The organism is Kribbella sp. NBC_01245, from assembly GCF_036226525.1.
GTDB lineage: Bacteria > Actinomycetota > Actinomycetes > Propionibacteriales > Kribbellaceae > Kribbella.
In genome coordinates this window covers 7,815,707-7,838,852 of the sequence record NZ_CP108487.1, presented here as the reverse complement: position 1 = coordinate 7,838,852, position 23,146 = coordinate 7,815,707, and the positions used below count along the sequence as shown (strand labels likewise).

The 23,146-nt window shown below is 66.6% G+C and carries 24 protein-coding genes and 1 pseudogene; 13 read left to right on the top strand and 12 right to left on the bottom strand.

Features of this window, described 5'->3' with window-relative positions; translation table 11 throughout:
- Positions 1-39: 39 nt before the first annotated feature.
- Positions 40-1,131 (bottom strand): hypothetical protein, encoded by a 1,092-nt coding sequence (locus OG394_RS36105; protein WP_328991751.1) that lies wholly within the window; start codon positions 1,129-1,131, stop codon positions 40-42.
- Complete coding sequence (locus OG394_RS36100) at positions 1,128-1,649, bottom strand: RNA polymerase sigma factor (RefSeq protein WP_328991750.1); 522 nt, start codon at positions 1,647-1,649, stop codon at positions 1,128-1,130. Before OG394_RS36100 ends, OG394_RS36105 begins: the two co-directional genes overlap by 4 nt.
- Positions 1,650-1,814: 165 nt before the next feature.
- On the opposite strand from OG394_RS36100, the gene OG394_RS36095 reads away from it, so the two are divergent.
- Together OG394_RS36095 and OG394_RS36090 are read left to right on the top strand one after the other, a co-directional pair.
- Complete coding sequence (locus OG394_RS36095; RefSeq protein ID WP_328991749.1) at positions 1,815-2,720, top strand: hypothetical protein; 906 nt, start codon at positions 1,815-1,817, stop codon at positions 2,718-2,720.
- Positions 2,717-3,031 (top strand): hypothetical protein, encoded by a 315-nt coding sequence (locus OG394_RS36090; RefSeq protein ID WP_328991747.1) that lies wholly within the window; start codon positions 2,717-2,719, stop codon positions 3,029-3,031. Before OG394_RS36095 ends, OG394_RS36090 begins: the two co-directional genes overlap by 4 nt.
- A gap of 100 nt (positions 3,032-3,131) precedes the next feature.
- Here OG394_RS36090 and OG394_RS36085 read toward each other — a convergent pair whose 3' ends face one another.
- The 6 genes from OG394_RS36085 to OG394_RS36060 all read right to left on the bottom strand — a co-directional run bounded on the left by OG394_RS36085 (position 3,132) and on the right by OG394_RS36060 (position 8,286).
- Positions 3,132-4,070, bottom strand: a complete 939-nt coding sequence (locus OG394_RS36085) for an ABC transporter ATP-binding protein (protein ID WP_328991746.1) — start codon at positions 4,068-4,070, stop codon at positions 3,132-3,134.
- 20 nt (positions 4,071-4,090) lie between these two features.
- Positions 4,091-4,933: an ABC transporter permease gene (locus OG394_RS36080; protein WP_328991744.1), complete on the bottom strand. Its 843-nt coding sequence runs from the start codon at positions 4,931-4,933 to the stop codon at positions 4,091-4,093.
- Positions 4,926-5,723: an ABC transporter permease gene (locus OG394_RS36075; protein WP_328991742.1), complete on the bottom strand. Its 798-nt coding sequence runs from the start codon at positions 5,721-5,723 to the stop codon at positions 4,926-4,928. The genes OG394_RS36080 and OG394_RS36075 overlap by 8 nt, the downstream gene beginning before the upstream one ends.
- Before the next feature lie 182 nt (positions 5,724-5,905).
- Positions 5,906-6,775 carry a RecB family exonuclease gene (locus tag OG394_RS36070; protein ID WP_328991741.1) on the bottom strand — a complete coding sequence of 290 codons (870 nt, stop codon included), beginning with the start codon at positions 6,773-6,775 and terminating at the stop codon, positions 5,906-5,908.
- A gap of 15 nt (positions 6,776-6,790) precedes the next feature.
- Positions 6,791-7,408, bottom strand: coding sequence for a MarC family protein (locus OG394_RS36065; protein WP_328991740.1), 618 nt, complete (start codon positions 7,406-7,408; stop codon positions 6,791-6,793).
- Positions 7,405-8,286: a PHP domain-containing protein gene (locus tag OG394_RS36060; protein ID WP_328991739.1), complete on the bottom strand. Its 882-nt coding sequence runs from the start codon at positions 8,284-8,286 to the stop codon at positions 7,405-7,407. The genes OG394_RS36065 and OG394_RS36060 overlap by 4 nt, the downstream gene beginning before the upstream one ends.
- Positions 8,287-8,367: 81 nt before the next feature.
- Here OG394_RS36060 and OG394_RS36055 point away from each other — a divergent pair, with 81 nt between their 5' ends.
- Complete coding sequence (locus OG394_RS36055; protein WP_328991738.1) at positions 8,368-8,784, top strand: NUDIX hydrolase; 417 nt, start codon at positions 8,368-8,370, stop codon at positions 8,782-8,784.
- A 1-nt stretch (position 8,785) separates the two neighbouring features.
- Here OG394_RS36055 and OG394_RS36050 read toward each other — a convergent pair whose 3' ends face one another.
- Entirely contained in the window at positions 8,786-9,361 is a 576-nt protein-coding gene (locus tag OG394_RS36050; RefSeq protein WP_328991737.1) for a histidine phosphatase family protein, read from the bottom strand.
- Between the two features lie 104 nt (positions 9,362-9,465).
- On the opposite strand from OG394_RS36050, the gene OG394_RS36045 reads away from it, so the two are divergent.
- The 6 genes and pseudogenes from OG394_RS36045 (at position 9,466) to OG394_RS36015 (ending at position 16,831) form a co-directional block, all read left to right on the top strand.
- Complete coding sequence (locus OG394_RS36045; protein WP_328991736.1) at positions 9,466-10,497, top strand: LacI family DNA-binding transcriptional regulator; 1,032 nt, start codon at positions 9,466-9,468, stop codon at positions 10,495-10,497.
- A pseudogene (locus OG394_RS40180) lies at positions 10,494-11,767 on the top strand (sugar ABC transporter substrate-binding protein). The gene OG394_RS36045 and the pseudogene OG394_RS40180 overlap by 4 nt, the downstream one beginning before the upstream one ends.
- Positions 11,767-12,642 carry a carbohydrate ABC transporter permease gene (locus OG394_RS36030; protein WP_328991732.1) on the top strand — a complete coding sequence of 292 codons (876 nt, stop codon included), beginning with the start codon at positions 11,767-11,769 and terminating at the stop codon, positions 12,640-12,642. The pseudogene OG394_RS40180 and the gene OG394_RS36030 overlap by 1 nt, the downstream one beginning before the upstream one ends.
- Positions 12,643-13,452, top strand: a complete 810-nt coding sequence (locus OG394_RS36025; protein ID WP_328991731.1) for a carbohydrate ABC transporter permease — start codon at positions 12,643-12,645, stop codon at positions 13,450-13,452.
- A 17-nt stretch (positions 13,453-13,469) separates the two neighbouring features.
- Positions 13,470-15,032: a glucoamylase family protein gene (locus tag OG394_RS36020; RefSeq protein WP_328991730.1), complete on the top strand. Its 1,563-nt coding sequence runs from the start codon at positions 13,470-13,472 to the stop codon at positions 15,030-15,032.
- On the top strand, positions 15,032-16,831 hold the full coding sequence (locus OG394_RS36015; RefSeq protein WP_328991728.1) for a GH39 family glycosyl hydrolase: 1,800 nt from the start codon (positions 15,032-15,034) through the stop codon (positions 16,829-16,831). Before OG394_RS36020 ends, OG394_RS36015 begins: the two co-directional genes overlap by 1 nt.
- Positions 16,832-16,847: 16 nt before the next feature.
- Here the strand turns inward: OG394_RS36015 and OG394_RS36010 are convergent, their stop codons facing one another.
- Positions 16,848-17,519, bottom strand: a complete 672-nt coding sequence (locus tag OG394_RS36010; protein ID WP_328991727.1) for a FadR/GntR family transcriptional regulator — start codon at positions 17,517-17,519, stop codon at positions 16,848-16,850.
- Between the two features lie 206 nt (positions 17,520-17,725).
- Between OG394_RS36010 and OG394_RS36005 the strand changes: the two genes are divergently transcribed.
- The 4 genes from OG394_RS36005 to OG394_RS35990 are packed head-to-tail and all read left to right on the top strand — an operon-like array spanning position 17,726 to position 21,924.
- Positions 17,726-18,964 (top strand): ABC transporter substrate-binding protein, encoded by a 1,239-nt coding sequence (locus tag OG394_RS36005; RefSeq protein WP_328991726.1) that lies wholly within the window; start codon positions 17,726-17,728, stop codon positions 18,962-18,964.
- A complete protein-coding gene (locus OG394_RS36000) occupies positions 18,964-19,848 on the top strand; it encodes a carbohydrate ABC transporter permease (RefSeq protein ID WP_328991725.1) in 885 nt (294 codons plus the stop codon). The genes OG394_RS36005 and OG394_RS36000 overlap by 1 nt, the downstream gene beginning before the upstream one ends.
- Positions 19,838-20,659 (top strand): carbohydrate ABC transporter permease, encoded by an 822-nt coding sequence (locus OG394_RS35995; RefSeq protein ID WP_328991724.1) that lies wholly within the window; start codon positions 19,838-19,840, stop codon positions 20,657-20,659. The genes OG394_RS36000 and OG394_RS35995 overlap by 11 nt, the downstream gene beginning before the upstream one ends.
- 11 nt (positions 20,660-20,670) lie before the next feature.
- A complete protein-coding gene (locus OG394_RS35990) occupies positions 20,671-21,924 on the top strand; it encodes an alpha-L-fucosidase (RefSeq protein ID WP_328991723.1) in 1,254 nt (417 codons plus the stop codon).
- Here OG394_RS35990 and OG394_RS35985 read toward each other — a convergent pair.
- On the bottom strand, positions 21,921-22,433 hold the full coding sequence (locus OG394_RS35985) for a MaoC family dehydratase (protein ID WP_328991722.1): 513 nt from the start codon (positions 22,431-22,433) through the stop codon (positions 21,921-21,923). The two genes, OG394_RS35990 and OG394_RS35985, sit on opposite strands and share 4 nt — an antisense overlap.
- Before the next feature lie 94 nt (positions 22,434-22,527).
- Positions 22,528-23,115: a general stress protein gene (locus OG394_RS35980; protein ID WP_328991721.1), complete on the bottom strand. Its 588-nt coding sequence runs from the start codon at positions 23,113-23,115 to the stop codon at positions 22,528-22,530.
- Positions 23,116-23,146: the final 31 nt, after the last annotated feature.

Below are 23,146 nucleotides of genomic sequence, written 5' to 3'. Positions count from 1 at the left end.
GCTTGCCGCCGCTCGTTGCTCTGTGCGTTGTTCGAGCCGTCAGCGAATGCGGCGGACGGCGGGTCGCAGGTCGAGTTTGTCGATGCCAACCTTGCTCAGCGCCGCCCACACCTTCTCGGTGACGACGGTCAGGTCGATCTCGGCCCGCCGACTGCCCATCACCGATCCGGCGCTGCTGATCCCGAGGCTCGGGTCCCCCACCAGAGCGTCCAGCTGGGTCTGCACGCTCCTACTGACAGTCTGGCTGTACTTCCCCCGCGCGACGCAGAGGTTGCCGCGGTACACCTTGGCCAGATCGGTCCGCACCTGATCGACGTCACCCTGCACGACCTCGACCACCGCCACGCTGGGCTTGTTCCCGGCGGTGGCGCCTGTGCCACCCGGAACACCGTCCGGCCAGCCGAGCCACAGCTCCGCCAACTGATCCGGCCGGCTGCTCACATACGAGGTCATGGCCGTCGGGAACTGCTCGCCGGTGCCAGGTTTCCAGCCTCCGACCGGCGGCGCACACGGTACGTCGGTGAGGAAGTCGGGCTGAGTCGGATCCTCGGTGGTGACGCCGGGGATCGGCAGCTGCTGCTGGACCGCGATCGTGCCGCCGAGCCACAAACCGGTGACACGAATCGAGTCGAACCGCACGCCCTTGACCAGATCGGTCAGCTTGCTGACGTCGAGACCGGTCAGCACCACCCGGTTGCCGAGCGGGCACGACGGAGCCTCGTCACCCGGCTTCTTGCCGATCAGGATCTCGGCGAACGGCGCGCAGAAGATCACCGGCTGTCCCGGCGCGGCGATGACCCTGCCCTCGGCCTCGACCAGATCCCCGTCCCGGACCCGCAGGTCGTTGTTGCCGTTGCTCGCGTTGCTTCCGTTACTGCCGTTGCTCGCGGACGCGTTGGGCGGCACGGCGGCCGGGTCGGCGGGTTTGTTGCCGGGCAGGACGATCAGCGCGCCGGCCGCGATGGCGGCAACACTCGCCGCCGCAAGGGCCGGCACCCAACGCCGCGGCCCGCGAGCACGCGTCGTACCGGTGATGCGGGCGAGATCCGGCTCAGGTGCCGAGGGTTGTTCCGCACGCCAGTGCGCACCAGCCTGCCGGAGCAGGTCATCGACCTCGTCGGACCTGTTCATTCGGTGACCTCCAGCATCGAGCGCAGGCGGGCCCGCGCGTCGGAAAGAGTGGATTTGACGGTGCCCTCGGAGCAACCCATCACCGCGGCGGTGTCGGCCACCGACAAGTCCGCGAAGTAGAAACAGTCGACCGCGAGCCGTTGCCGCTCCGACAACCCGGTCAAGGCGTTGGCGACGTCCATCCGGGCATCCGGATCCGCGAGCCGGACGGGATCGCCCTCGGCCTCGGCGCGCTCGTCATCGAGCTCGGCGATCGGTCGTAACCGTCGCGCCGCCTTCCGGGCCTGATCCGCCGTGATCGCCATCAACCAGGCCGAAGCCGAACCGCGGGTGGCGTCGTACTGCTGCCGCTTCGACCAGGCCCGCGCGAGCGCCTCCTGAACGATGTCGTCCCGGTCCGCTCCAACCGCCAGCCGCGCGGCCAACCGGGCCATCGCGGGAAGGTGCGGCCGGACCCATTCGACGAACTCCGGTCCGTCATCGGGCGGAGCCGTCAATGCGCTCGGCTCATCGATCATCGTCGCCACACCCTATCTACCCCGCGAACCTCCATCCGGTTGGGCCACTCCCACACTTTTCCAGTCCCTGATCAGGAAGCGAGTTATCCACAGATCGCGAGAAAGCCCCACGGCAGCAGGCCGAATCCTCGTATTTTTTCTGTACCAGACGACCAAGGGGGTCCGATGTCCGAGCCATTCCACCAGCTGCCCGAGCCGGCGGCGCTGCATACCTTGATGTCCCGGCACCATCCGCTCGATTGGGGTGATCCGCTGCCTACGAAGGCGGAGCTTGTGACCGCCTTCGGCCCGCGTGCGACAGGACAAGCACTCGGACTGCTGCGATCCGCCATCGGGCGGCATGACCAGGTCACCGCGGATCTCGTCGCGGCGATCCAGCCTGGCGACAAAGCCCACCAGCTCGATCATCGGGTCAAGGGGCCGGAGTCGCTGGCGCGTAAGTTCTGGACGGCGTCCCAGCGAAAACGCCCGGCGCTGACCGATGACGTCCTGCGTTATACCGTCCTGGCCACCTCACCGGACACGCTGGTGGACTCGACCCGCCAGACCGTCGATCGGTTGGTCGACCGCGGCTGGACGGTCGATTCGGCGCACCACTCCTACCTCGACGGCAGCCGGTACAAAGGGGTGCACGTCGTGATGCGAGACCCGACTCGGCAGCAGGTGGAGGTTCAGTTCCACACGCCCGAATCGGCTGAGGTGAAAGCGCGAACGACCAGGCTGTACGAGGTGGAGCGTGATCCGCGACAACCCGGGCAACGGCGCAGCGAGGCGCGGGCGGAGTGCATCCGGCTGTCCGCCGAGATGGCGACGCCGACGGGTATCGAGCAGCTCACCGAGCTCCACGGTGTGGCCGTTGCGGCGCGGTGCTACGGCAAGCAAGCAACCTCGCGAGCCGAGCGACCTCCCGCACAATCCCCCACCCAGTCTGCAGAGCAATCTGCCAGGCAGTCTGCTGGGCAATCCGCCGAGCGGTCCGCCGGATTCAGCGGCCGATCCCCGGATCCATCCGCGGACCGGGCGACCCGAAGGCCACGAGGTGACGTACAGGACGGCAGGATGATCACATGACGAAGCTCTATCTCGCCAAGGAAGACGAGCGGTCGGTCTGGGTGCTGGCGCTGATCGATGAGGACATCTGGTCCTACGTGGTCAACACCGGCAAGTTCCACCGCAACGAAGGCCTTCGGCACGACTACTTCTTCATCAGCGACTACAGCTACACCGAGATCGGCGTCGGCGAAGCCACCCGCCTCATCGCCGACAACGTCGGCCTGCTCGACGAGAAGACCGACGCCGACGTACTGGCCAAATGGCGATCGGACCCGGACGCCCTCTCCCCCGAGACCGTCTTCGCCGCCTCAGTCGCCGACCTGAACTAGACCCGACTCGGGCCGAGCCGACTTGGTCCGTGCCCACTCGGGCGAGCCGACTCGGGCCGAGCCGACTCGGGTGGGGCGACTCGGGTGGGGGCGACTTGGGCTAGGAGGCGTAGATGCGGGCGATTACTTCTTCGATGCTGGGTTCGGCTACGGAGAGGTCGACGAGGGGGTAGTTGGCGGCTACCTGGGCTACGAGTGGGGCGGCGGAGGTGCCGGCCGGGAAGGAGAGCCATTGGCGAGGACCATCGACCTTGATCACGGTGGCGCCGTCGATGCTGATCGGATCGGTCGAGGCGGCTAGATCGACCACCAGCGTTCGCGGGGCGCCTTGGCTGGCTCGAAGGCCTTCGAGCGTGCCGTCGTACACCTTGTGCCCGTGGTCGATCACCATCACCCGGGTGCAGAGGGCCTCGATGTCGTCGAGGTCGTGGGTGGTGAGGATGACAGTGGTACGGCGTTCGGCGTTGACCTGGTTGAGGAATTCGCGCAATCGGGCCTTGCTGATGATGTCAAGGCCGATCGTCGGTTCGTCCAGGTAGACGATCTCCGGGTCGTGCAGCAGGGCGGCCGCGATGTCGCCGCGCATGCGCTGGCCGAGGGACAACTGCCGCACGGGTACGTCGAGGAGGTCGCCGAGGTCGAGCAGTTCGACGAAGGTGGCCAGGTTCTCCTCGTGGCGCGCCTTCGGGACGTCGTACAGCTTGCGCAGCACGGCGAACGAGTCGCGCAGGGGCAGGTCCCACCACAAGGTCGTGCGCTGCCCGAAGACCACGCCGATGCGTTTGGCCAGCTTCAGCCGGTGCCGTGACGGGTCGACTCCTGCCACGCGGATCGAGCCGCCGGACGGTACGAGGATGCCCGTGAGCATTTTGATGGTGGTGGATTTGCCGGCACCGTTCGGGCCGATATAGCCGACGATCTCGCCGGGTTGGACCGAGAAGGACAGGCCGTCGACGGCCCGGACCTCACGGCTGGTCCGGCGCAACCCCACCCGGGACCGGACGGTGAACGCCCGCGACACGTTATCGAGCTCGATCACAGGTTCATTGGTTGGCATGGTCAGCTCCCGGTGCTTCGGTATCGACGGAGTCCGCCCCGCCAGGCCAGTGATGCCACCACGACCATCAGCGCGGCGACGGGTGCTGCCAGCAGTCCGGTCCAGGAGGGCAGGCCGAGTGGCGCCGGCTTCCCGAGGACATACAGCACCGGGTAGTAGTTGACGAAGGCAAGCGGTACGACGAAGGTGACCGCGCGCAGGATCTCCTTGCCGAAGATGGCCAGCGGGTACTGCGTCAGCTGCTGGCCGCCATAGGTGAACGAGTTCGCCAGCTCCGCCGAGTCGATCGCCACGAACTGGAATGCCGCTCCCAGCACGAAGATCGTGGCGAAGATGATGCTGCCGGTGATCATCGACAAGACGAGCAGGGCGATCTTGGCCAGGGTCCAATCCAGGTCAAGACTCACCAGGGCGAAGATCAGTACGCCACTCGCCTGCATCGGACGGCCGAGCCGGCGCAGCGCGAAGTTGTCCGCGGCGGCCTGGATGAAGGCCGGCACCGGGCGGATCAGGTAGACGTCGAGTTCGCCGCTTCGGATCCGCTGGCCGACGCGTTCGATCGAGCCGGTGACGAGGTCCGCGATACCGAGGGCCATCGCGGCCGTCGCGTAGAGCAGAGCCATCTCGCCGAGCGTGAACCCACCGAATGCAGTGATGTGCGAGAACATCATCAGCACCGCGAAGAAGTCCGTACCGGTGATGAGCATGCCGCTGATCAGCATCAGCACGAACGACAACGGATAGGCCAGCGCGGAGCGAACCCACATCCGAATCAGCATCCAGTACTGCGCCGGCCAGAGCAGCACCTGCTGCGACCAACGCCGAAGTGCTCGAGGCTCAGCCACCCTGGATCACCACCCGGCGCGTCGCGACCGACGTGACCAGCCAACCGGCCGTCAGCAGTACGGCGATCCAGCCGAGCTGGAACCACAACGCGCTGGCGAGACCACCCGGATTCCGCCCGAGCCAGACGTCGACCGGCACCTGCAGAGTCGCCGCCCATGGACTCGAGCGGGCCACTTCACCGATCCAGCCGGGAAAGACCACCAGCGGCAGAATGCTGCCGGAGAAGAACAGCGAGAGCACCATCGCGAAGTTCTCCACGCCCCTGGAATCGGTGATCCAGAAGCCCGACAACGCCACCAGATACCGCAGACCGAAGCTCACCGTGATCCCGAAGGACACCGCCACGACGAACCCGAGCCACTGCAGCAGTTCGGATGGGAAGGTCAGGTCGAAGACGAGTCCGCCGACCAGCAACGGCACTCCCCCGCGCACCAGCAACTGGAAGCCCGCCCGGCCCGCGTCGATCGACATCCACCAGGCCATCAGGTGTGCCGGCCGGTAGAGGTCCACGGCAATCTCGCCGGTCCGGACCCGCTCACCCAGCTCGCTCGTGGTGGAGGCGCCGAAGATTCCCACTGGCATCAGCAAACCTTGTTGCAGCCAGACGAAGGTGATCGCGTTGGAGACGTCGTACCCACCTAGGCCAGGCCGCAGATCCCACAGGGTCAGGTAGACCCCGCAGAAGATGAAGCCGAACACGGTATTCGTGAAGATCCCGGACGCCGTCGCGATCCGGTAGGTCGAGAAGCGGCGAAACGAGCGTGTCGCGATCGACCAGTACAACCCCATCAAAACCTCCTTCCCAAGGAAATAAGAGCACGCGCGAATACCCCGAATCCGTCAGGACCCGGGGGTTAGGACACCACTGTTGCGGCACGGATGGCGGCCGTGCCAATTGTCAAAGGAAGACCTGGGACGCTACGCCCGCCCGCACAAACCCGTCAACCCGATTCCGAAGACCGCTGAGGTGGTCAGAGGTCGTCGGTGATGAGGGGTGGGCCGTCGCCCTCGTCGAGGCCGGCCCACGGCTCTTTGGTGGGGGCGGCTCGGCGGCCTTGGGGACAGATGCGGGCGAAATCGCACCAGCCGCACAGAGCGGACGGCTCGGGTGGGAAGAGCTCGTCGGCTTCGGCTGGGGTGAGGCCGGCGTGCCAGCGGGCTTCGGCGGCGGCCGCGTCGTCGGCGATGGACTCGGCGCGGCGCTGGTGCCGGGCGAGCGACTCGTCGTCGTGGTCGGCGGCGGCGATCGTGTTGGTCGGGAGGTGGTGCAGCTCCACGCGCGTACACGCTCGGCGGAGGACGCGGCGCGCGCCAAGGACGTACAGCGCCATCGCCAAAGAAGACCGCGCGTCGGTCGGCGTCAGCGGGCGACGGCCCGTCTTGTAGTCGACGATCGCCAGCTCCGTGCCGCCACTACCGTCGCGGGCGGGCCGCTCGTCGATCCGGTCGACCCGGCCGCGCAGGCTGGCGCGGGCAGTCGTGAACGAGACCGTGCGCTCGACGCCTCTTGGCTCGAAGTACGGGTCGATGTCCTTGAGGTAGAGGCCGACCATGTCCGCGGCACGCTCGCGCCAACGGGCCGACTGGTCCTCGTCGCGGAAGCCCTCGTGCCGCCAACTCGACCGGAGCCGGTTGACCGCTTCGACCGCCGTACGTCGTCCGGAAGGCCAACGCCAAAAGTCCGCGAGGGTCTCATGCACCGTGGCGCCCACCGTGTTGTGCGCCCACGCGGGACCTTTGGGCGGACGCGGGGTCTCGAGGTACGTGTAGCGGTATTTCCGCTTGCAGTCGGCGAAGTTCAGCAGTTTGGTCGGGGTGGCGACGAAGAGCCGTGCCGGCATCCCGGGCAGCATGCCTCAGCCCGCCCGGATGAAGTCGGCGACCGCGTCGGCGACCAACTGGACGGCGATTGCGCTCAGCAACAAACCGGCGATCCGGGTGACCAGGAGAACGCCGTTCTCGCCGAGCACCTTCATGATCAGGCCGGAGAAGCGCAGCGTCAGCCACATCACGAAGTGGATCAGCACGATGCCAACCGAAATGGCGACCACGTCCGGCAACGACCCGTCGGCTCGCTGCACGAAGACCATCGTGGCAACGATCGCACCAGGACCGGCCAGCAACGGCGTACCCAAGGGAACGAAAGCGATGTTGACGTTCTTGGTCTGGACCGGGTCCTCGGCGGTGTCGGTCAGCAGTTGCAGCGCGATCAGCAGGAGCAGCAGACCGCCGGCGGCCTGCAGGGCGGGCAGCGTGATGCCCATGTTGTGCAGGATCTGCTGGCCGAAGGCGGCGAAGACCACGATCACGCCGAAGGCGACGGATACGGCCTGCCAGGCGGCCTTTTTACGCACCGCGCGGGACTGACCGGCGGTCAGCGAGATGAAGACCGGCACGGTGCCAGGCGGGTCCATGATCACGAACAGCGTGACGAAGACCTCCGACAGCAGGCCGAGGTTGATGACGTCGTTCACGGCAGATAGGCCTCTGGTGGGTTGGCCGCACTCGCCGCGGCATTCGACTTGGCCAGCGCGAGCAGCAACTCGAACTGATCCAATGCGGTGGTGTTCACGCCGAGCTCGTGATCGACCTTGCCCAGGCCGTGGTGGTCGCTGGACCCGGTCACGATCAGGCCGAGCTCTTTCGCGATCCCGCGCAACATCTCGCGCGACGAGGGTGAATGGTCCTGATGGTCGACCTCCAACCCTGCCAGGCCGTGGTCGGTGACGAGCCGCTCGATCACCTCGGGTTTGAGCACCCGATGGCTCGACCGGCCCCACGGATGCGCGATCACCGGCACACCACCGGCGGCGCGCACGATCTCGATGGCCCGGCCCGGCTCGATCGCATAGTGCGTGACATGTCCGGGACGTCCGTCGGCCAGGAACCGGTCGAACGCCTCGCCACGGTTCGCGACCGTGCCGTTCGCGACGAGCGCGTCCGCGACGTGCGGCCGCCCGACGGACGGCGTCCCGGTCGCCTGGGCCAGCACCTCGTCGACCGTCAGGCTGACGCCGACCGCGTTGAGGCGGGCAACGATCGCGGGCACCCGGTCGGTCCGGCCCTCGCGAACCAAGGTCAGCTCGTCGGACAGCGGCCCGAACGACGGATCAGGCATGTACCCCAAAAGATGCACGCTGGTGCCGTTGAGCTTGCAGGAGATCTCGATCCCCGGCACGAAGCCGACTCCGACCTCCTCCGCGGCCATGCGCCCCTCGACCCAGCCGTCGGCCGTGTCGTGATCGGTCACCGCGATCACGTCCAGGCCCTCCCGTTTGGCCTTCGCGATCAGGTCAGCGACCGGCGCGGTACCGTCCGAGCGGTTCGAATGGGTGTGCAGGTCGATGCGCACGAGGAGGTCGCAGCCCTTCTATGGACAAGTGTCAGCTCTAATGCTATCGGCGCGCACCGACGACATTTACCCTTTTCCACCATGGACACGGATCCGGACCGCCCGTCGGTCGACTGCGTCGGCGCCCTGGTATACGACGACCAGCGCCGGCTACTGCTCATTCAGCGAGGTCACGCCCCGGATGAGGGCCGTTGGTCGCTGCCCGGCGGCCGGGTCGAACCGGGCGAGTCGGATCCGGTCGCCGTCGCCCGCGAAGTGGCCGAAGAGACCGGAATCACGATCGAGGTCGGCGAGCTGGTCGGCACCGTCGAGCGCGACGGCCCCAACGGCGTGCTCTACGTCATCCGCGACTACGAAGCGGAGCGAACCGGTGGCACCCTGACACCCGGCGACGACGCCCGCGACGCCCGCTTCGTCAACCGCGACGAGTTCGACGCCCTCCCCACCGCCACCCTCCTGGCCAGCACCCTCGCCCAGTGGAACGCCCTCCCGGGCTGACTTACATGTTCCAGTGATGGACGACGGGGGAGCCGCGGTCCCAGCCGAGGGTGGAGATGGTGGCGGTGTTGAGGACGAAGTGGCGGCCTTCGGTGACGTCTAGTTCGAGCCAGCGGGCGGTGAGGGCGCGCAGGGCGTGGGAGTGGCCGAAGACGAGTACGTCGCCGTCGACCGAGGCGATGCGGCGGTTGACGCGGTCGAGGCGGGTCGCGATCTGGGCAGCAGTCTCGCCACCCGGCACCGGCGATGACCAGACGGTCCAGCCCGGCACGGTTTTGCGGATCTCGGCCGTGGTGATGCCCTCGTACGAGCCGTAGTCCCACTCGACCAGATCCTCGTCGACCTCGGCGTCGGGGAAGCCCGCGAGCTCGGCGGTATGACGCGCGCGCACCCGTGGACTGGTGAGGACCAAATCGAAGCTGTGCCCGGCCAATCGCTCGCGCAACGTGGCCGCGGTCTTCTCGCCTTCCGGGGTCAGCGGCAGGTCCGTGGTGGACGTGTGGCGGCCGTTCTTGCTCCACTCGGTCTCGCCGTGGCGGACCAGCCAAAGTCTGTCGTCGCGTTCGCCTGAGGTCACCGAGCCATCGTCGCATGATTCGCGCCGAAGCCTTGACCAATGGCGCGGAAACGGGCAAGGTCGAAAACTGTAAGCGCTTCCACTCCTGCCCCAGAAGGAGAAACATGCCGTCCCGCCCGGCGACGATCTATGACGTGGCAGCGTTGGCGAAGCTCTCGATCGCCACGGTGTCGCGGGTGTTGCAGGGCACCGGGCCGGTGTCGGAGAAGGCGCGGCTCAAGGTGGCCGAGGCCGCCCGGGAGCTGAACTACGTTCCCCTGCGAGCCGCTCGGAGCCTCGCGGTCCACCGGCATGAGGCGCACGGGCTGGTGCTGCCCGACCTGGCCGGTCCGTTCTACGGCGATCTCCTGATGGGGTACGAGCGCTGGGCCGGTGAGCGCGGGCAATCCGTCATCATCACCGTCACGCATGGGCGCAGCGACGAGGCCGGCCGGGCCCTGCGGGAACTCGCCGGCCGCGTCGACGGGATCGTCGTGCACGGCAACGCGTTGAACCTCGACGCGGTCAAAGGCCTGCGCCAGGCGGGCGTGCCCGTCGTACTGCTGGCTCATCCCCCGGTCAGCGGATGCGACTCGGTCCGCACCGAGAGCGCCGGTAGTGCCGAGAAGCTCACGCGTCGGCTGCTCGCGAGTGGCCGGAAAGACCTGGTCTTCGTCGGGGATCCGAACAGCGGGTACGACGTCGCTGAGCGGTACAAGGGCTTTTCCGCGGCACATCGCAAGCGCGATTTGCCGGCGCCCAAGCCCGAGCAGTTGCCGCTCACCGAGGAGGCCGGTGCTGCCATGGCGGAGCACTGGCTGACCCTCAAAAGCCGGCCGGACGGGCTTGTCTGCGCTAACGACGAGCTCGCGCTGGCGGCGATCAAAACCCTGCAGGCCAAGGGGATCGGCGTACCGGGTGAAGTCGTGGTGACGGGGTGGGACGACGTGATGGCCGCGCGGTACGTCTCGCCCGGGCTGACCACGGTTCGTCAGCCGATGGCCGAGTTGGGCCGGCTGGCCGCGCAACGCCTGCATGAACGCATCACCGGGGAGCGGAACCGCACCCGCAACGACGTACTGGCGACGCAGATCGTGCTGCGCACCAGCTGTGGCACGCAACCGGGGGAATCAGAGGCATCGAACGAGGAGACATGATGGTCACGCAATCCGCCCGGCTAGTCAGCATTTTCCTTGCCACCACGCTGGCCCTCGCCGCCTGTGGGCGCGCGGAGGACACCGGTGAAGCACCACAAGCCAGCACCACGATCTCCGAAGGGCCCGCCACCGGCGATATCACCGTCTGGGCGATGGGTACCGAGGGCGAGCACCTGCCCAAGCTGGTGAAGACCTTCGAGGAGCAGAATCCGGGCGCCAAGGTGAAGGTGACGGCGATTCCGTGGGATGCCGCGCACAACAAGTTCACTACCGCGATCACGGCCCAGTCGCTGCCAGACGCCGCCATGGTCGGCACTACTTGGATGGGTGAGTTCGCGGATCTCGGCGCGCTAGACCCGACTCCAACCGGCATAGACACCGGTGCGTTCTTCCCCGGCGCACAGGAGACCACAGAGGTCGGAGGCACTAGCTACGGCGTGCCCTGGACGTCGAGACCCGGCTCGTGTACTACCGGAAAGACCTTGCAGCCAAGGCTGGAATCAACGCCCCGCCTACCGACTGGGACGGGCTCAAGGCGATGGCGAAGGCCATGAAGGCGCAGGGCGCGAAGTACGGGATCAACCTTCAACCGGGTGGACAGGGGTCGTGGCAGACGGTCATGCCGTTCGCCTGGTCGGCAGGAGCTTCCATAACGGCTGAGGGTGACAAGGAGTTCACGCTGGACACCCCGGAGATGCAGGAGGCGCTGGCGTACTACCAGAGCTTCTTCACCGAGAAGCTGGCTGGAACCGATCTGCCGGCCAACGCCACCGAGTCGCAGTTCGTCAACGGCAGCGTGCCGATGTTCATCTCGGGTCCGTGGATGGCGGGCTCGGTCAGCAAGCTCGGCGGCGCCGGTATGAAGGAGAAGATCGGCGTGTTCCAGATCCCGAAGAAGAAGACCGCCACGTCGTTCGTCGGTGGCAGCAACTTCGTCGTGTTCAAGAACAGCCAGAACAAGGACAGCGCCTGGAAGCTGGTGAAATTCCTCAGCGACGCCAAGACCCAGACCGAGTGGTTCAAGTTGTCGACCGACCTGCCCGCGGTGAAGTCGAGCTGGCAGGACCCGAGCATCGCGTCCGACCCGCTGCTACCCGTCTTCGGCAAGCAGCTCGAGGACGCCAAGGCGCCGCCCGCGATCGTGAACTGGGAGCAGGTCGCGAGCGCCTTCGACACCGAGGTGGAGAAGCTGACGAAGTCCGGCCTGTCCCCCGCCGAAACCGCGAAGGCGATCCAGGCCAAGGCCACCGCGATCGGAACCGGTAGCTGATGCGCCTTCGCCGCGAGACCTTCGCGGCCTGGGTCCTGGCGCTGCCGTTTCTCGCGCTCTTCTGCGCCTTCACGGCAGGCCCGGTGCTGGGCTCGCTCGGGATGAGTTTCACCGATCTCAAACAACGTGATCTGCGGACGCCGTTCGCGGTCAACGGGGTCGGGTTCGACAACTATCTGAAGGCGCTGTCCGACGAGACGTTCCGCAAGGCCGCGTTCAACACGGCGTACTTCGTGGTGATCGGGGTGCCGCTCACCCTGGTCGCCGCGCTGGCCGCGGCGGTGCTGCTGGACAAGGGCGTCAAGCGGTTCCAAGGCCTGTTCCGGGTCGGCTACTACCTGCCGGTGGTGACGTCGATCGTGGCCGTCGCGGTGGTCTGGCGGTTCGTGCTGCATCCGGATTCGGGTCTGCTCAACACGGTGCTGTCCTGGGTCGGGATCGACGGGCCGAACTGGCTCGCCTCGAAGACCTGGGCGATGCCGTCGCTGATCATGATGGCCGTCTGGCGCAACTTCGGCTCGGCCATGATCATCTTCCTCGCCGGTCTGCAGGGCATCCCGCAGACCGTCGAGGAGGCCGGGCAGATCGATGGTGCGGGCCCTTGGCAACGATTCCGGCATCTGACCATTCCGTTGCTCAGGCCAACGATCCTGTTCACCTCGGTCACCACCGGGATCGGCTATCTGCAGTTCTTCGAGGAGCCGCTGGTGATGACTCAAGGTGGTCCGCTGAACAGCACGATCTCCGTGTCGATGTACACCTACCAGCAGTTCGGCTTCGGCAACTACTCGCTGGCCGCTTCGATGAGCTACATCCTGTTCGTGGTGATCGCGGTCTGCACCTTCATCCAGTTCCGGCTGCTGAGGGAGAAGTAGATGCGCCGCTGGTGGATCTACCTGATCGGTTTCGCGGGCCTCGTCGTAGTGGTCGCGCCGTTTGCTTGGATGTTGTTCGGCTCATTCAAGACCGACGGCGAGCTGCTCCGGGTGCCGCCGACTTGGTTGCCGGAGGCACCGACCATCGGCAACTACAGCGAGCTGCTGAGTAAGGCGAACTTCCCGCGGTACTTCCTCAACTCGACCGTGGTCGCGCTGTTCGTCACCGCGGGCAATCTGACCTTCTGCTCGATGCTCGGTTATGCCCTGGCCAAACTGCGATTCGGCGGCCGGAACGCGCTGTTCGTCCTGGTGTTGGCGACGTTGATGGTGCCGGGCATGGTGACGTTCGTACCGCTGTTCGTGCTCGTCACCAACGCGGGTCTGCAGAACAGCTATCCCGGTCTGATCCTGCCGTTCCTGGTCTCGCCATTCGGCGTGTTCCTGATGCGGCAGTTCTTCGCCGGGCTGCCGGACGACCTGATGGACGCGGGCCGGGTCGACGGCACGAGCGAACTGGGCATCTTCGTACGGATCATGTTGCCGTTGTGCCGGCCGGCCCTGGCCACACTCGGCATCCTCACCTTCCTCGGCTCCTGGAACAACTTCCTCTGGCCACTGGTGATCGCCCAGACCGAGGACAAGTACACGCTGCCCGTCGCGCTGGCCCTCTACTCGACCGGCCAGAACGCCCAGCGGTACGGACTGCTGATGGCCGGCGCCGTCGTGGTCGTCGTACCGGTGCTGCTGATCTACATCGCCTTCCAGCGGCACATCACCAAGGGCATCGCGATCACCGGTCTCAAATAACCCGTTTGGAGTGAGAGATGACCGCCATCATCAACCGCCGTACCCTGCTCGCCGGCACCGCCGCCAGCGCCCTCACGACGCAGCAGGCCTGGTCACAAGGGACCGATGAAGCACGACACGCCGCGTCACAAGGGCCCGATGATTGGAAGAGGTGGGCGAGGGATACGTGGCGGAGTTTGGTGGCGATGACGGATGAGGCCACTGGGTTGCCGGCTGACAATATTGGCGCCTCGGTGACCAGTCCCGTCCGCAGCGGGTATACGTCGCCGACGAACATTGGTGGGTATTTGTGGAGTGCGGTGGTGGCGCGGGAGTTGGGGATCATCTCGCGGGATGAGGCGTATGGCCGGATGGCGAAGACGCTCAGGACGATGGCGAGGGTGGATCATCACGAGGCCAGTGGGATGTTCTTCAACTGGTATGACGAGGCGACGGGTGAGGTGCTGTACGTCGATCCGGACGGGACGCGGCCGATCACGCCGTTCGTGTCGAGCGTGGACAACGGGTGGTTCGCGGCCGCGTTGATGGTTGTGCGTAACGCGGAACCACGGGTGCGGCAGCTGGCGGAATCCCTCCTGGACAAGATGAACTTCGCCTACTATTACAACCCGGCGGCCCGGCCCGGGGTGGCGGCCGGACTCTTGCGTGGTGGGTTCTTCGAGACGTCGCCGCCGGACGAGGAGACCGACAAGGGCAATCACGCCGGCGTCGGGCCGGACGTGTACTACCGCAAGTTCCACTACGACATCGCGGTCACCGAGCCACGGATCGCCAGCTATATCGGCATTGCTCGCGGCCAGATTCCGCCCGCGCACTACTTCGCAACCCAGCGCGTCTTCCCGGACTCATGCGACTGGGCCTGGCTGGAGCAGAAGGCGACCGGGGTGCACCGGACGTATCACGGGATCGACGTGTTCGAAGGCGCCTACTCGTACCGAGGGATGCGAATCGTCCCGTCCTGGGGTGGCGACATGTTCGAGGCGTTGATGCCGGACCTGTTCGTACCCGAGGCCAGTTGGGCGCCGCGCAGTTGGGGCGTCAACCACCCACTCACCGTGCGAGCCCACATCGAGCACGGCCTGGACGAGGCGAGGTACGGCTACTGGGGCTTCTCCCCCGCCTCGAACCCGCTCGGTGGGTACGCCGTTTACGGGGTGGACGCGATCGGCATGGATCCGGGTGGGTACCCGTCGGACGTGGAGGCGACCAACTTCGACCGCGGCTTCGAGGGCTGCCGCGAGGGCACCAACCCGAACCCCACCTTCGGCGACGGCGTGGTGACCCCGCACGCGGCGTTCCTGGCCATGCCGTACGCACCGCGCCAGGCGTTCGACAACCTGCGGCGGATCGAGCGGAACCTCAAGGCGTACGGCGAAGGCGGGTTCTACGATTCGGTCGCGGTGAAGTCCGGCCGGATCGCGAAGCGCTATCTGTCCCTGGACCAGGCCATGGTGATGGGTGCCCTGGGCAACGTCTTCGCGAACAACGTGATCCGGCGCAACTTCAGCCAGGGCCAGGTCGAACGGCGGATCCGGCCGTTGATCGGGCAAGAGGTGTTTGCCGCCGGACTGGAGCGCTGATGACGTCAGACGCCCGTACGGATTGGGAGCAGCGGATCGCCCTGCGCAGCGACCAGAGCAGCCTCGAACTGCCTGACCTGGATCCGCCGGCAAGCGTGGCAGCGGTCGGCGGCGTCGGTCAGGTGACGATCGACTGGTCGCCGGTCCCAGGCGCGGTGGGCTATCTGATCCTCCGATGCGTGGCGCCGGATGGCGAGCTCATGCCGGTGGACCACCACAGCGGGGACGTGCTCTCGGTCCCATCCGGCCCGTACGTCGACACCACCTGCACCCCCGGTACGACGTACAGGTATGCCGTGGCGAGCGTGCCGGAGGTGACCACACGCGGTCGTCCCAGCCACCAGGTCGAGGCGACGCCACTTGCCCTCAGCAACGAAACTCCGGTGGTCACGATTCACGTGGATGCCGTTGCCGAGGGCATCGAGTTGCACCGGCCCTGGGTCCCGATGGTCGGCAGCGAACGGCTCAGCCAGTTGCTCTGCGAGGACCTCACCGGCGGCAAGCGGATCGGCGCCGAACTCGAGAGCGCGCTAAGACGGATGCACGACGAGCTCGGCGTACGGACGGTCCGCGCGCACGCGATCTTCCACGACGACACGCGGATCGAGACCGAGGGCCCGGCGGCGTACGACTTCTCCGTGGTTGACGCGATCTACGACAAAGTCCTGGCGATCGGGATGCGGCCCGTGGTGGAGCTCGGGTTCATGCCACGCGACCTGGCTAGCGATCCGTCGAAGACCGTCTTCGCGTACGGCGCGATCATCTCGCCGCCGAAGGACTACGACCGGTGGGGTCTGCTGATCAAGAAACTCGTCCAGCACCTGGTCGATCGGTACGGCCTGGACGAGGTCCGGCACTGGGACTTCGAGGTGTGGAACGAGGCCAATCTCGAGGTCTTCTGGTCCGGCACCAAGGCCGAATGGCTGCGCCTGTACGACGTGACCGCGGCCGCCGTTCGTTCGGTCGACGACGGGCTGTCGGTGGGCGGGCCGTCCTCCGCCGCGGCCGGCTGGGTGGACGACCTGCTTGCGCACGCAGCCTCGAGCGGTTCGCCGGTGGACTTCGTCACGACTCACACGTACGGGTCGCCGCCCTTGGACGTACGGGCCTCTCTCGACCGGCACGGCTTTGGCGATGCCCGCATCCTGTGGACCGAATGGGGTGTCACGCCGACGCACTTCAACCCGATCAGCGATTCGGTGTTCGCCGGGATCTTCCTGCTGCGCGGGATGCGATCGGCGGCCGGGCGGGTCGAGGCGCTCGCCTATTGGGTGGCGTCCGACCACTTCGAGGAACTGGGGCGGCCGCCGAAGCTTTTGCATGGCGGATTCGGCCTGTTGACCGTTGGCGGGCTCGCGAAACCGCGGTTCCACGCGTTGTCGTTGCTTGATCGGCTCGGCCCGGTCGAGCTTCCGGTGGCGATGAGCGGTGATGGTGGCGGCAGCCTGATCGAGGCGTGGGCCTCGCGCGATCGCGACCGCGTCGCCGTACTGGTGTGGAACCTGACGCTCGACCAGACCAAGGCCGATGGTGCGGCGGAACTGGCCCGCACGATCCGGCTCGACGTGGCCGGGCTCGACGAGTCCTGGCAGGTGACCGCGACGACTCTCGCGACCGGTGTGGGCGACGTCGCGGCCGCCGCGGCTGATCTCGGGGTTGGCGTTTGGCCTTCGGACGATCAGTGGAAGGCGCTCGCGGAACGCAGCGCGCTCACCACCCGGCCGATCGTTGCCGACGGCAACACGGTCGAACTCACGCTGCCGATGCCGTCCGCCGTCCTGCTGGAGTTCAAACCGTAAGTGAAAGGCATAGGGCCTAGGTTGCGTGTTGGAGCCAGTGTTCGACGCCGGCGATGTGGACCGTCGCCCAGGAGCGGGCGACCTCGGGCTGGCGGTCGGCGATCGCGTCCAGGATCGCGCGGTGCTCGGCCAGGGTGCGGGCGATGGCGTCGGTCTCGGTCAGACCGCGCCAGACCCGCGCCCGGAAGGTCGGCTGGCGCAGGCTGTCGATGATCGAGGCGAGCGCGCGATTGCCGCTACCGAACGCGATCAGCCGGTGGAACTCGACGTCGGAGGAGAGTAGTTCCCCCACGGACGGCTCCGGGCCGAGCTCGTCCAGCAGCTTGCGGGCGACCCCGATCTGCTCGTCGGTCATCTGAACGGCGGCCCGTGCGGCGGCCGCCGGTTCAAGGATGCGGCGGACCTCGAAGAATTCCAGCACCGAGGTGTCCTGGTGGAGGTCTACGACGAAGCCCATCGTCTCCAACAGCATCGCCGGCTCCAGGCTGGTGACATAGGTGCCGTCCCCTTGGCGAACGTCCAGCACCCGGATCAGGGCGAGCGCCTTGACCGCCTCACGCAGCGAGCTGCGGGACAGCCCGAGCCGGGCCGCCAGATCCGCCTCCCGGGGCAGCCGGTCACCGGGCCGCAGCTTTCCCGTCACGATCATCCGCTTGATCTGCTCGATCGCCTCATCGGTGACACGCATTGGCCCTCCCGGTCAGATACATCCGATCTATCAGAGCAGCGTGGACTATCATTCATCCGATGTCCTGGCCGCTTCTGATGTCCACAAGCCCTATCTGCCGCCTATGACCCCCGAATATGATCGGACTTTTTGCTGGCTGAACCATTGACTCTACCGGGCGCGCCCCTCAAAGATCGGATGAATCGATCGCTCCACTGGAGGTCAGGATGACCCTCTCCATCCGGCGCATGCTGGTCAGCACTCTTACCGCCGTCTCCCTCACCGCCGTGGCCGCCTGTGGTGGCGGCAGCGAACCCGCCGCCTCGGACAAGGCGGATCTGACCTGGCAGTTCTGGGTCAGCGGGACCGAGGACCAGACCGCGTGGCAGAAGGTGGCGGACCACGCGCACACCGATCACCCGGGCATCACCGTCAAACTTCAGGGCACCAGCTGGGACAGCTACTGGTCGAAGATCGGCACGCTGCTCGCCAGCGGCAAGGCGCCTTGCATCATCGGCATGCAGAGCCTGCGCCTCACGTCGTACGGCAACGCGATGCTGCCGCTGGACGACCTGATGGCCAAGTACGGCGTGAAGGCCGAGGACTTCGACAAGCCGATCCTCGACGGGCTCAAGTCCGACGGCAAACAGGTCGCCATCCCCTACGACTCGGGGCCGATGGTTGTGTTCTACAACCGCACGCTGTTCAAGCAGGCGGGTCTGGCCGATCCCAAGCCGGGCTGGACGATGGACGAGTTCCGCGCGGCGGCGAAGAAGCTCACCACCAACAACCGGTACGGGATCGTCGTCACCCCGGGCGATCTCGGCGTGACCTCCTTCGTGCTGTCCGCCACCGGCGCCGAACCGATCAAGGACGGCAAGCTCGCGCTCACCGAACCGGGGTTCGTGCAGGGCTTCCAGCAGTTCACCGACCTGGTCCGGACCGACAAGGTCGCACCGCAAGTGCCGGCTGAGAACACGGAGTTCCAGTCGACCCAGTTCACCTCGGGCAAGGCCGCGATGATGATCGACGGGCCCTGGTCCGTGCTCAGTACGAAGAGCCAGTCCAAGTTCGATCTCGGCATCGCGCCGATACCGGCCGGGCCGGGTGGCTCGAAGACCTTCACGGCCGGTTCGGGCTTCGGCATCTCCCGGTCGTGCAAGACGCCGGACGCCGCGTTCCAGGCGATCGCGTCGATGACCGCGGACCAGCCGCTCAAGGAACTCGCCACCGCCGGGCGGGCGTATCCGTCGCGGCCGAAGGTGCACGACGCCTGGTACCAGGCGGCCGACATCCAGGGCGCCCGCGAGACGCTCGACTTCGCTTCCGCGAACTCGATTCCGCTGGTCACCACCAAGAACTGGGTCAAGGCGTCCGACCTGCTCAACCGATTCGGCGTACAGGCCCTGAATGGCGAGCAGACGGCCGAACAGGTGCTGAAAACCGTGCAGGACCAGGCCGGCTGATGGCGGCAGCACTCGGACGAGCCGAGGCGCGAAGAGCGTGGGTGTTCGTCGGGCCGAGCCTGGCCGGGCTGGCGATCTTCACCCTGTTCCCGACCGCGATGGCCTTGGGAATCAGCCTGTTCGACTGGCCGGTGTTCGGCGAACGGACGTTCCGCGGGTTGGGCAATTACGCCGAGCTGCTGAACGATCCGATCTTTCGCCGGGTCATTCTCAACACCTGCTTGTTCGTGGTGCTGTACGTGCCGCTGAACGTCGTCATCTCGCTGGGGCTGGCCGTCTGGCTCGGCCCGCACATCATGGGTCGCCAGGCCTTCCGGGTGCTGTTCTTCATCCCGGTGATGACGCCGATGGTCGCGAACGCGATGGTCTGGCGGCTGCTGTTCCAGCCCGGTGGCCTGCTGGACACGAGTTCGCAGAGCCTGTTCGGGGTGCACGCGCCGAACTTCCTCGGCTCGACCGCGTGGGCGATGCCGGCCATCGTGGCGATGTCGGTCTGGCAGGGGTTCGGGTACAACTTCCTGGTCTTCTCGGCCGCGCTCGACCAAGTGCCGCACTCGCAGCTGGAGTCCGCGCAGATCGATGGCGCAAGCACCTTCGCCCGGTTCCGGTACATCACCTTGCCGATGATCACGCCGTCGATCTTCTTCGCGACGACGATGACGCTGATCACGTCGTTCCAGGTGTTCGCGCAGCCGTTCATCCTGACCCAAGGCGGGCCGGGCGTCGCCACTCAGACCCTGGTGATGTACATCTACGACCAGGGCTGGCAGTTCCTCAACATGGGACTGGCCTCGGCCGCCGGCTGGGTGCTCTTCGTCATCATCATGGGCATCACGGCGATCCAGTTCCTCGGCCAGAAGAAGTGGGTGCACTATGACGCCTAGGCGGATCGTCTCGCACGTATTGCTCGTCCTGGTGGCGCTGCTCTTCATGGGACCGCTCGTGTACGCCGTCGCGACCTCGCTCAAGCCGGCGGATGAGGTGTTCACGCCGAAGCCCGACCTGATCGGCTCGGAGGTGCGTTGGCAGAACTACGTGGACGCGTTCACCTTCGCACCGTTCGCGACGTACTTCCTGAACAGCCTGCTGGTCGCCGTGATCGGCACGCTGGTGGTCGTCGTCGCGTCGAGCCTGTCGGCGTACGCGTTCGCGCGGTTGCGGTTCAAGGGCCGCGAGAGCCTGTTCGTGGTGTTCCTGGGCACGCTGATGGTGCCGCAGGAAGTGCTGATCGTGCCGATGTACTGGTTGATGCAGGCCTTCGGCTGGGTGGACAGCTTCCGGGCGCTGATCCTGCCGTGGGCGTTCACCGCGTTCGGCACGTTCCTGCTGCGGCAGTTCTTCCTCACCGTCCCGGCCGAGCTGGAGGAGGCGGCGCGGGTCGACGGCTGCGGGCCTTTCGGTTCGTTCTTGCGCATCATGGTGCCGTTGGCGCGGCCGGCGATCGCCGTACTGACTGTCTTCACGTTCATCGGCTTCTGGGGCAGTTTCCTCTGGCCGTTGATCATCACCAACAGCGTCGATACCAAGGGCACGGTGCCGCTCGGACTAGCCCAGTTCATCGGCCAGCAGGGCACCCACTGGAACCTGATGATGGCGGCATCCGTACTGGCCATGTTGCCGACGGTGCTACTCGTCATCGCGCTGCAAAAGCACCTCGTCCGAGGACTGCTCGTAACCGGCCTCGGCGGCCGATAAGGAGGAAATGCGTGAGCTTCACCGACTGGCGATTCGGTCTCTTCGTGCACTTCGGGTTGTACGCACTACCCGCGCGGCACGAATGGGTCAAGAACCGCGAACGCCTGACCGATGAGGAGTACCAGGTCTACTTCGACCATTTCGACCCGGACCTGTACGACCCGGTCGCCTGGGCCCGGACGGCTCGCGCGGCCGGGATGAAGTACGCCGTACTCACGACGAAGCACCACGATGGCTTCTGCCTGTGGGACTCGGAGGTATCGGACTACACGGTCGCGAAAACGCCGTACGGCAAGGATCTGGTCGGGCCGTTCGTCGACGCCTGCCGGGCCGAGGGGCTTGGGATCGGGTTCTACCACTCGCTGATCGACTGGCATCACCCGTCGTTCCCGTACGACCTGAACCATCCGCAGCGGGACGAGCCGGAGTGGCCGGAGCGGGACATCACGGCGTACACCGACTACCTGCACGCGCAGGTGCGCGAGCTGCTCACGCGGTACGGGCAGATCGACATCATGTGGTTCGACTTCTCCTACCCCGGGCGCGACTTCGAGGACGGGCGGCCCGGGTTCGGTAAGGGCAAGGACGACTGGCGTTCCGAGGAACTGATGGCCATGGTGCGGGAGCTCCAGCCGGACATCCTGATCAACGACCGGCTGGACATCCCGGGCGACTTCACCACGCCCGAGCAGTACCAGCCGGCCGGGCCGATGACGCGTGACGGCGTACCGGTGGTGTGGGAGGCGTGCCAGACCCTCAACGGGAGCTGGGGTTACGACCGGGACAACTTGAACTGGAAGTCACCGGATCTGCTGGTGCGCATGCTGATCGACTCGGTTTCCAAGGGCGGCAACCTGTTGCTGAACGTCGGACCGACCGGGCGAGGCGAGTTCGACCCGCGCGCGGTCGGCACGCTGGACCAGATCGGCGCGTGGTTCCGGCAGCACGAGCGGTCGGTGCGCGGCTGTGGCCCGAGCGAATTCACGCCGCCGCCGGACTGCCGCTACACGCAGCGCGGGGACCGCCTTTATCTGCACCTATTCGCGTGGCCGATGCAGCACGTGCACCTGCCTGGCATGGCCGGCAAGGTCCGGTACGCGCAACTCCTGCACGACGCGTCCGAGATCAAGTGCACGGTGGCGGATCCGAATCAGGCGGCGCAGAACACGACCATGGGAGGCCAGCCCGCCGGGACGCTCACGCTCCACTTGCCGATCCAGCGCCCGGACGTCGCCGTACCGGTGATCGAGCTGTTCCTGGACTAGCTCGTGGGCTCGATCAGGGTGGGGCGGCCGGGCTGCTCGCCGCCGCGGGCTTCGAGGTAGGAGTCCTTCGGGACCATCACCTTGCGCTTGAAGACGCAGACGAGAGTGCCGTCCTGCTTGTAGCCCTTGGTCTCGACGTAGACGACGCCACGATCGTCCTTGGACTTGGACTCCCACTTGTCCAGGACGGTCGTCTCGCCGTAGATGGTGTCGCCGTGGAAGGTCGGCGCGACATGGCGCAACGACTCGATCTCCAGGTTGGCGATCGCCTTGCCGCTCACATCGGGCACGGACATCCCGAGCAGCAGCGAGTAGATGTAGTTGCCGACCACCACGTTCTGCTTGAACTGGGTGGTCTGCTCGGCGTAGTTCGAGTCGAGGTGCAGCGGGTGGTGGTTCATCGTGAGCAGGCAGAACAGGTGGTCGTCGTACTCGGTGACCGTCTTGCCGGGCCAGTGCTTGTAGACGGCGCCGACCTCGAACTCCTCGTAGCTACGTCCGAACTGCATGCGTCCTCCTGGTCCGTTACCGCTGGGTAGACCATGCTGCCGGAGCGGGCCCGATAGCGGAGTGGGGCCGCTCACCCCTGCGGTGTTGCCTTGGTCACTGGCCCTGCGCTTGGCCCGGCTGTCCCTGCGCCTGGCCCGGCTGGCCCTGGGGCTGCTGGAGATCGGGCAGGCGGGGCGAGACCTCACCCTTGAGGGCGAGTTTGGCCAGGTGGTTGCGGGCCTCCTCGGCGAACCGGTGGTCGCACAGCACGTCGTACGTCGTGGCGACGACCGAGGTGCGGGAGGTGAAGTCGCGGCGGCCCCGGAGCTGGCCGTAGCCGATCGCGCCGAAGGTGGTGCCGAACAGCGCGCCCAGGAACAAGCCGGTGACGAGGGCGGCGAGTGCGCTGGAGCCGGCCGGAGCGAAGATCGCGAGCAAACAACCGACGAACAGACCGAACCAGGCACCACTGGCCGCACCGGCACTGAGCGCCTTGCCCCAGGTCAGCCGGCCGGTGATCTTCTCCACCTGGCGCAGGTTGTTGCCGACGATGGTGGTGTGCTCGACCGGGAACTTCTCGTCGGACAAGTAGTCGACCGCTCGCTGCGCCTCCAGGTACGTGTCGTACGTGCCGATCGTGAATCCGCTCGGCCTGGGGTCCATCCCGGGCATGCCCTGCGTGGTCATCGTCGTTCCTCTCATCAAGCTCTCTCCCCCATCATCCCCGACACGT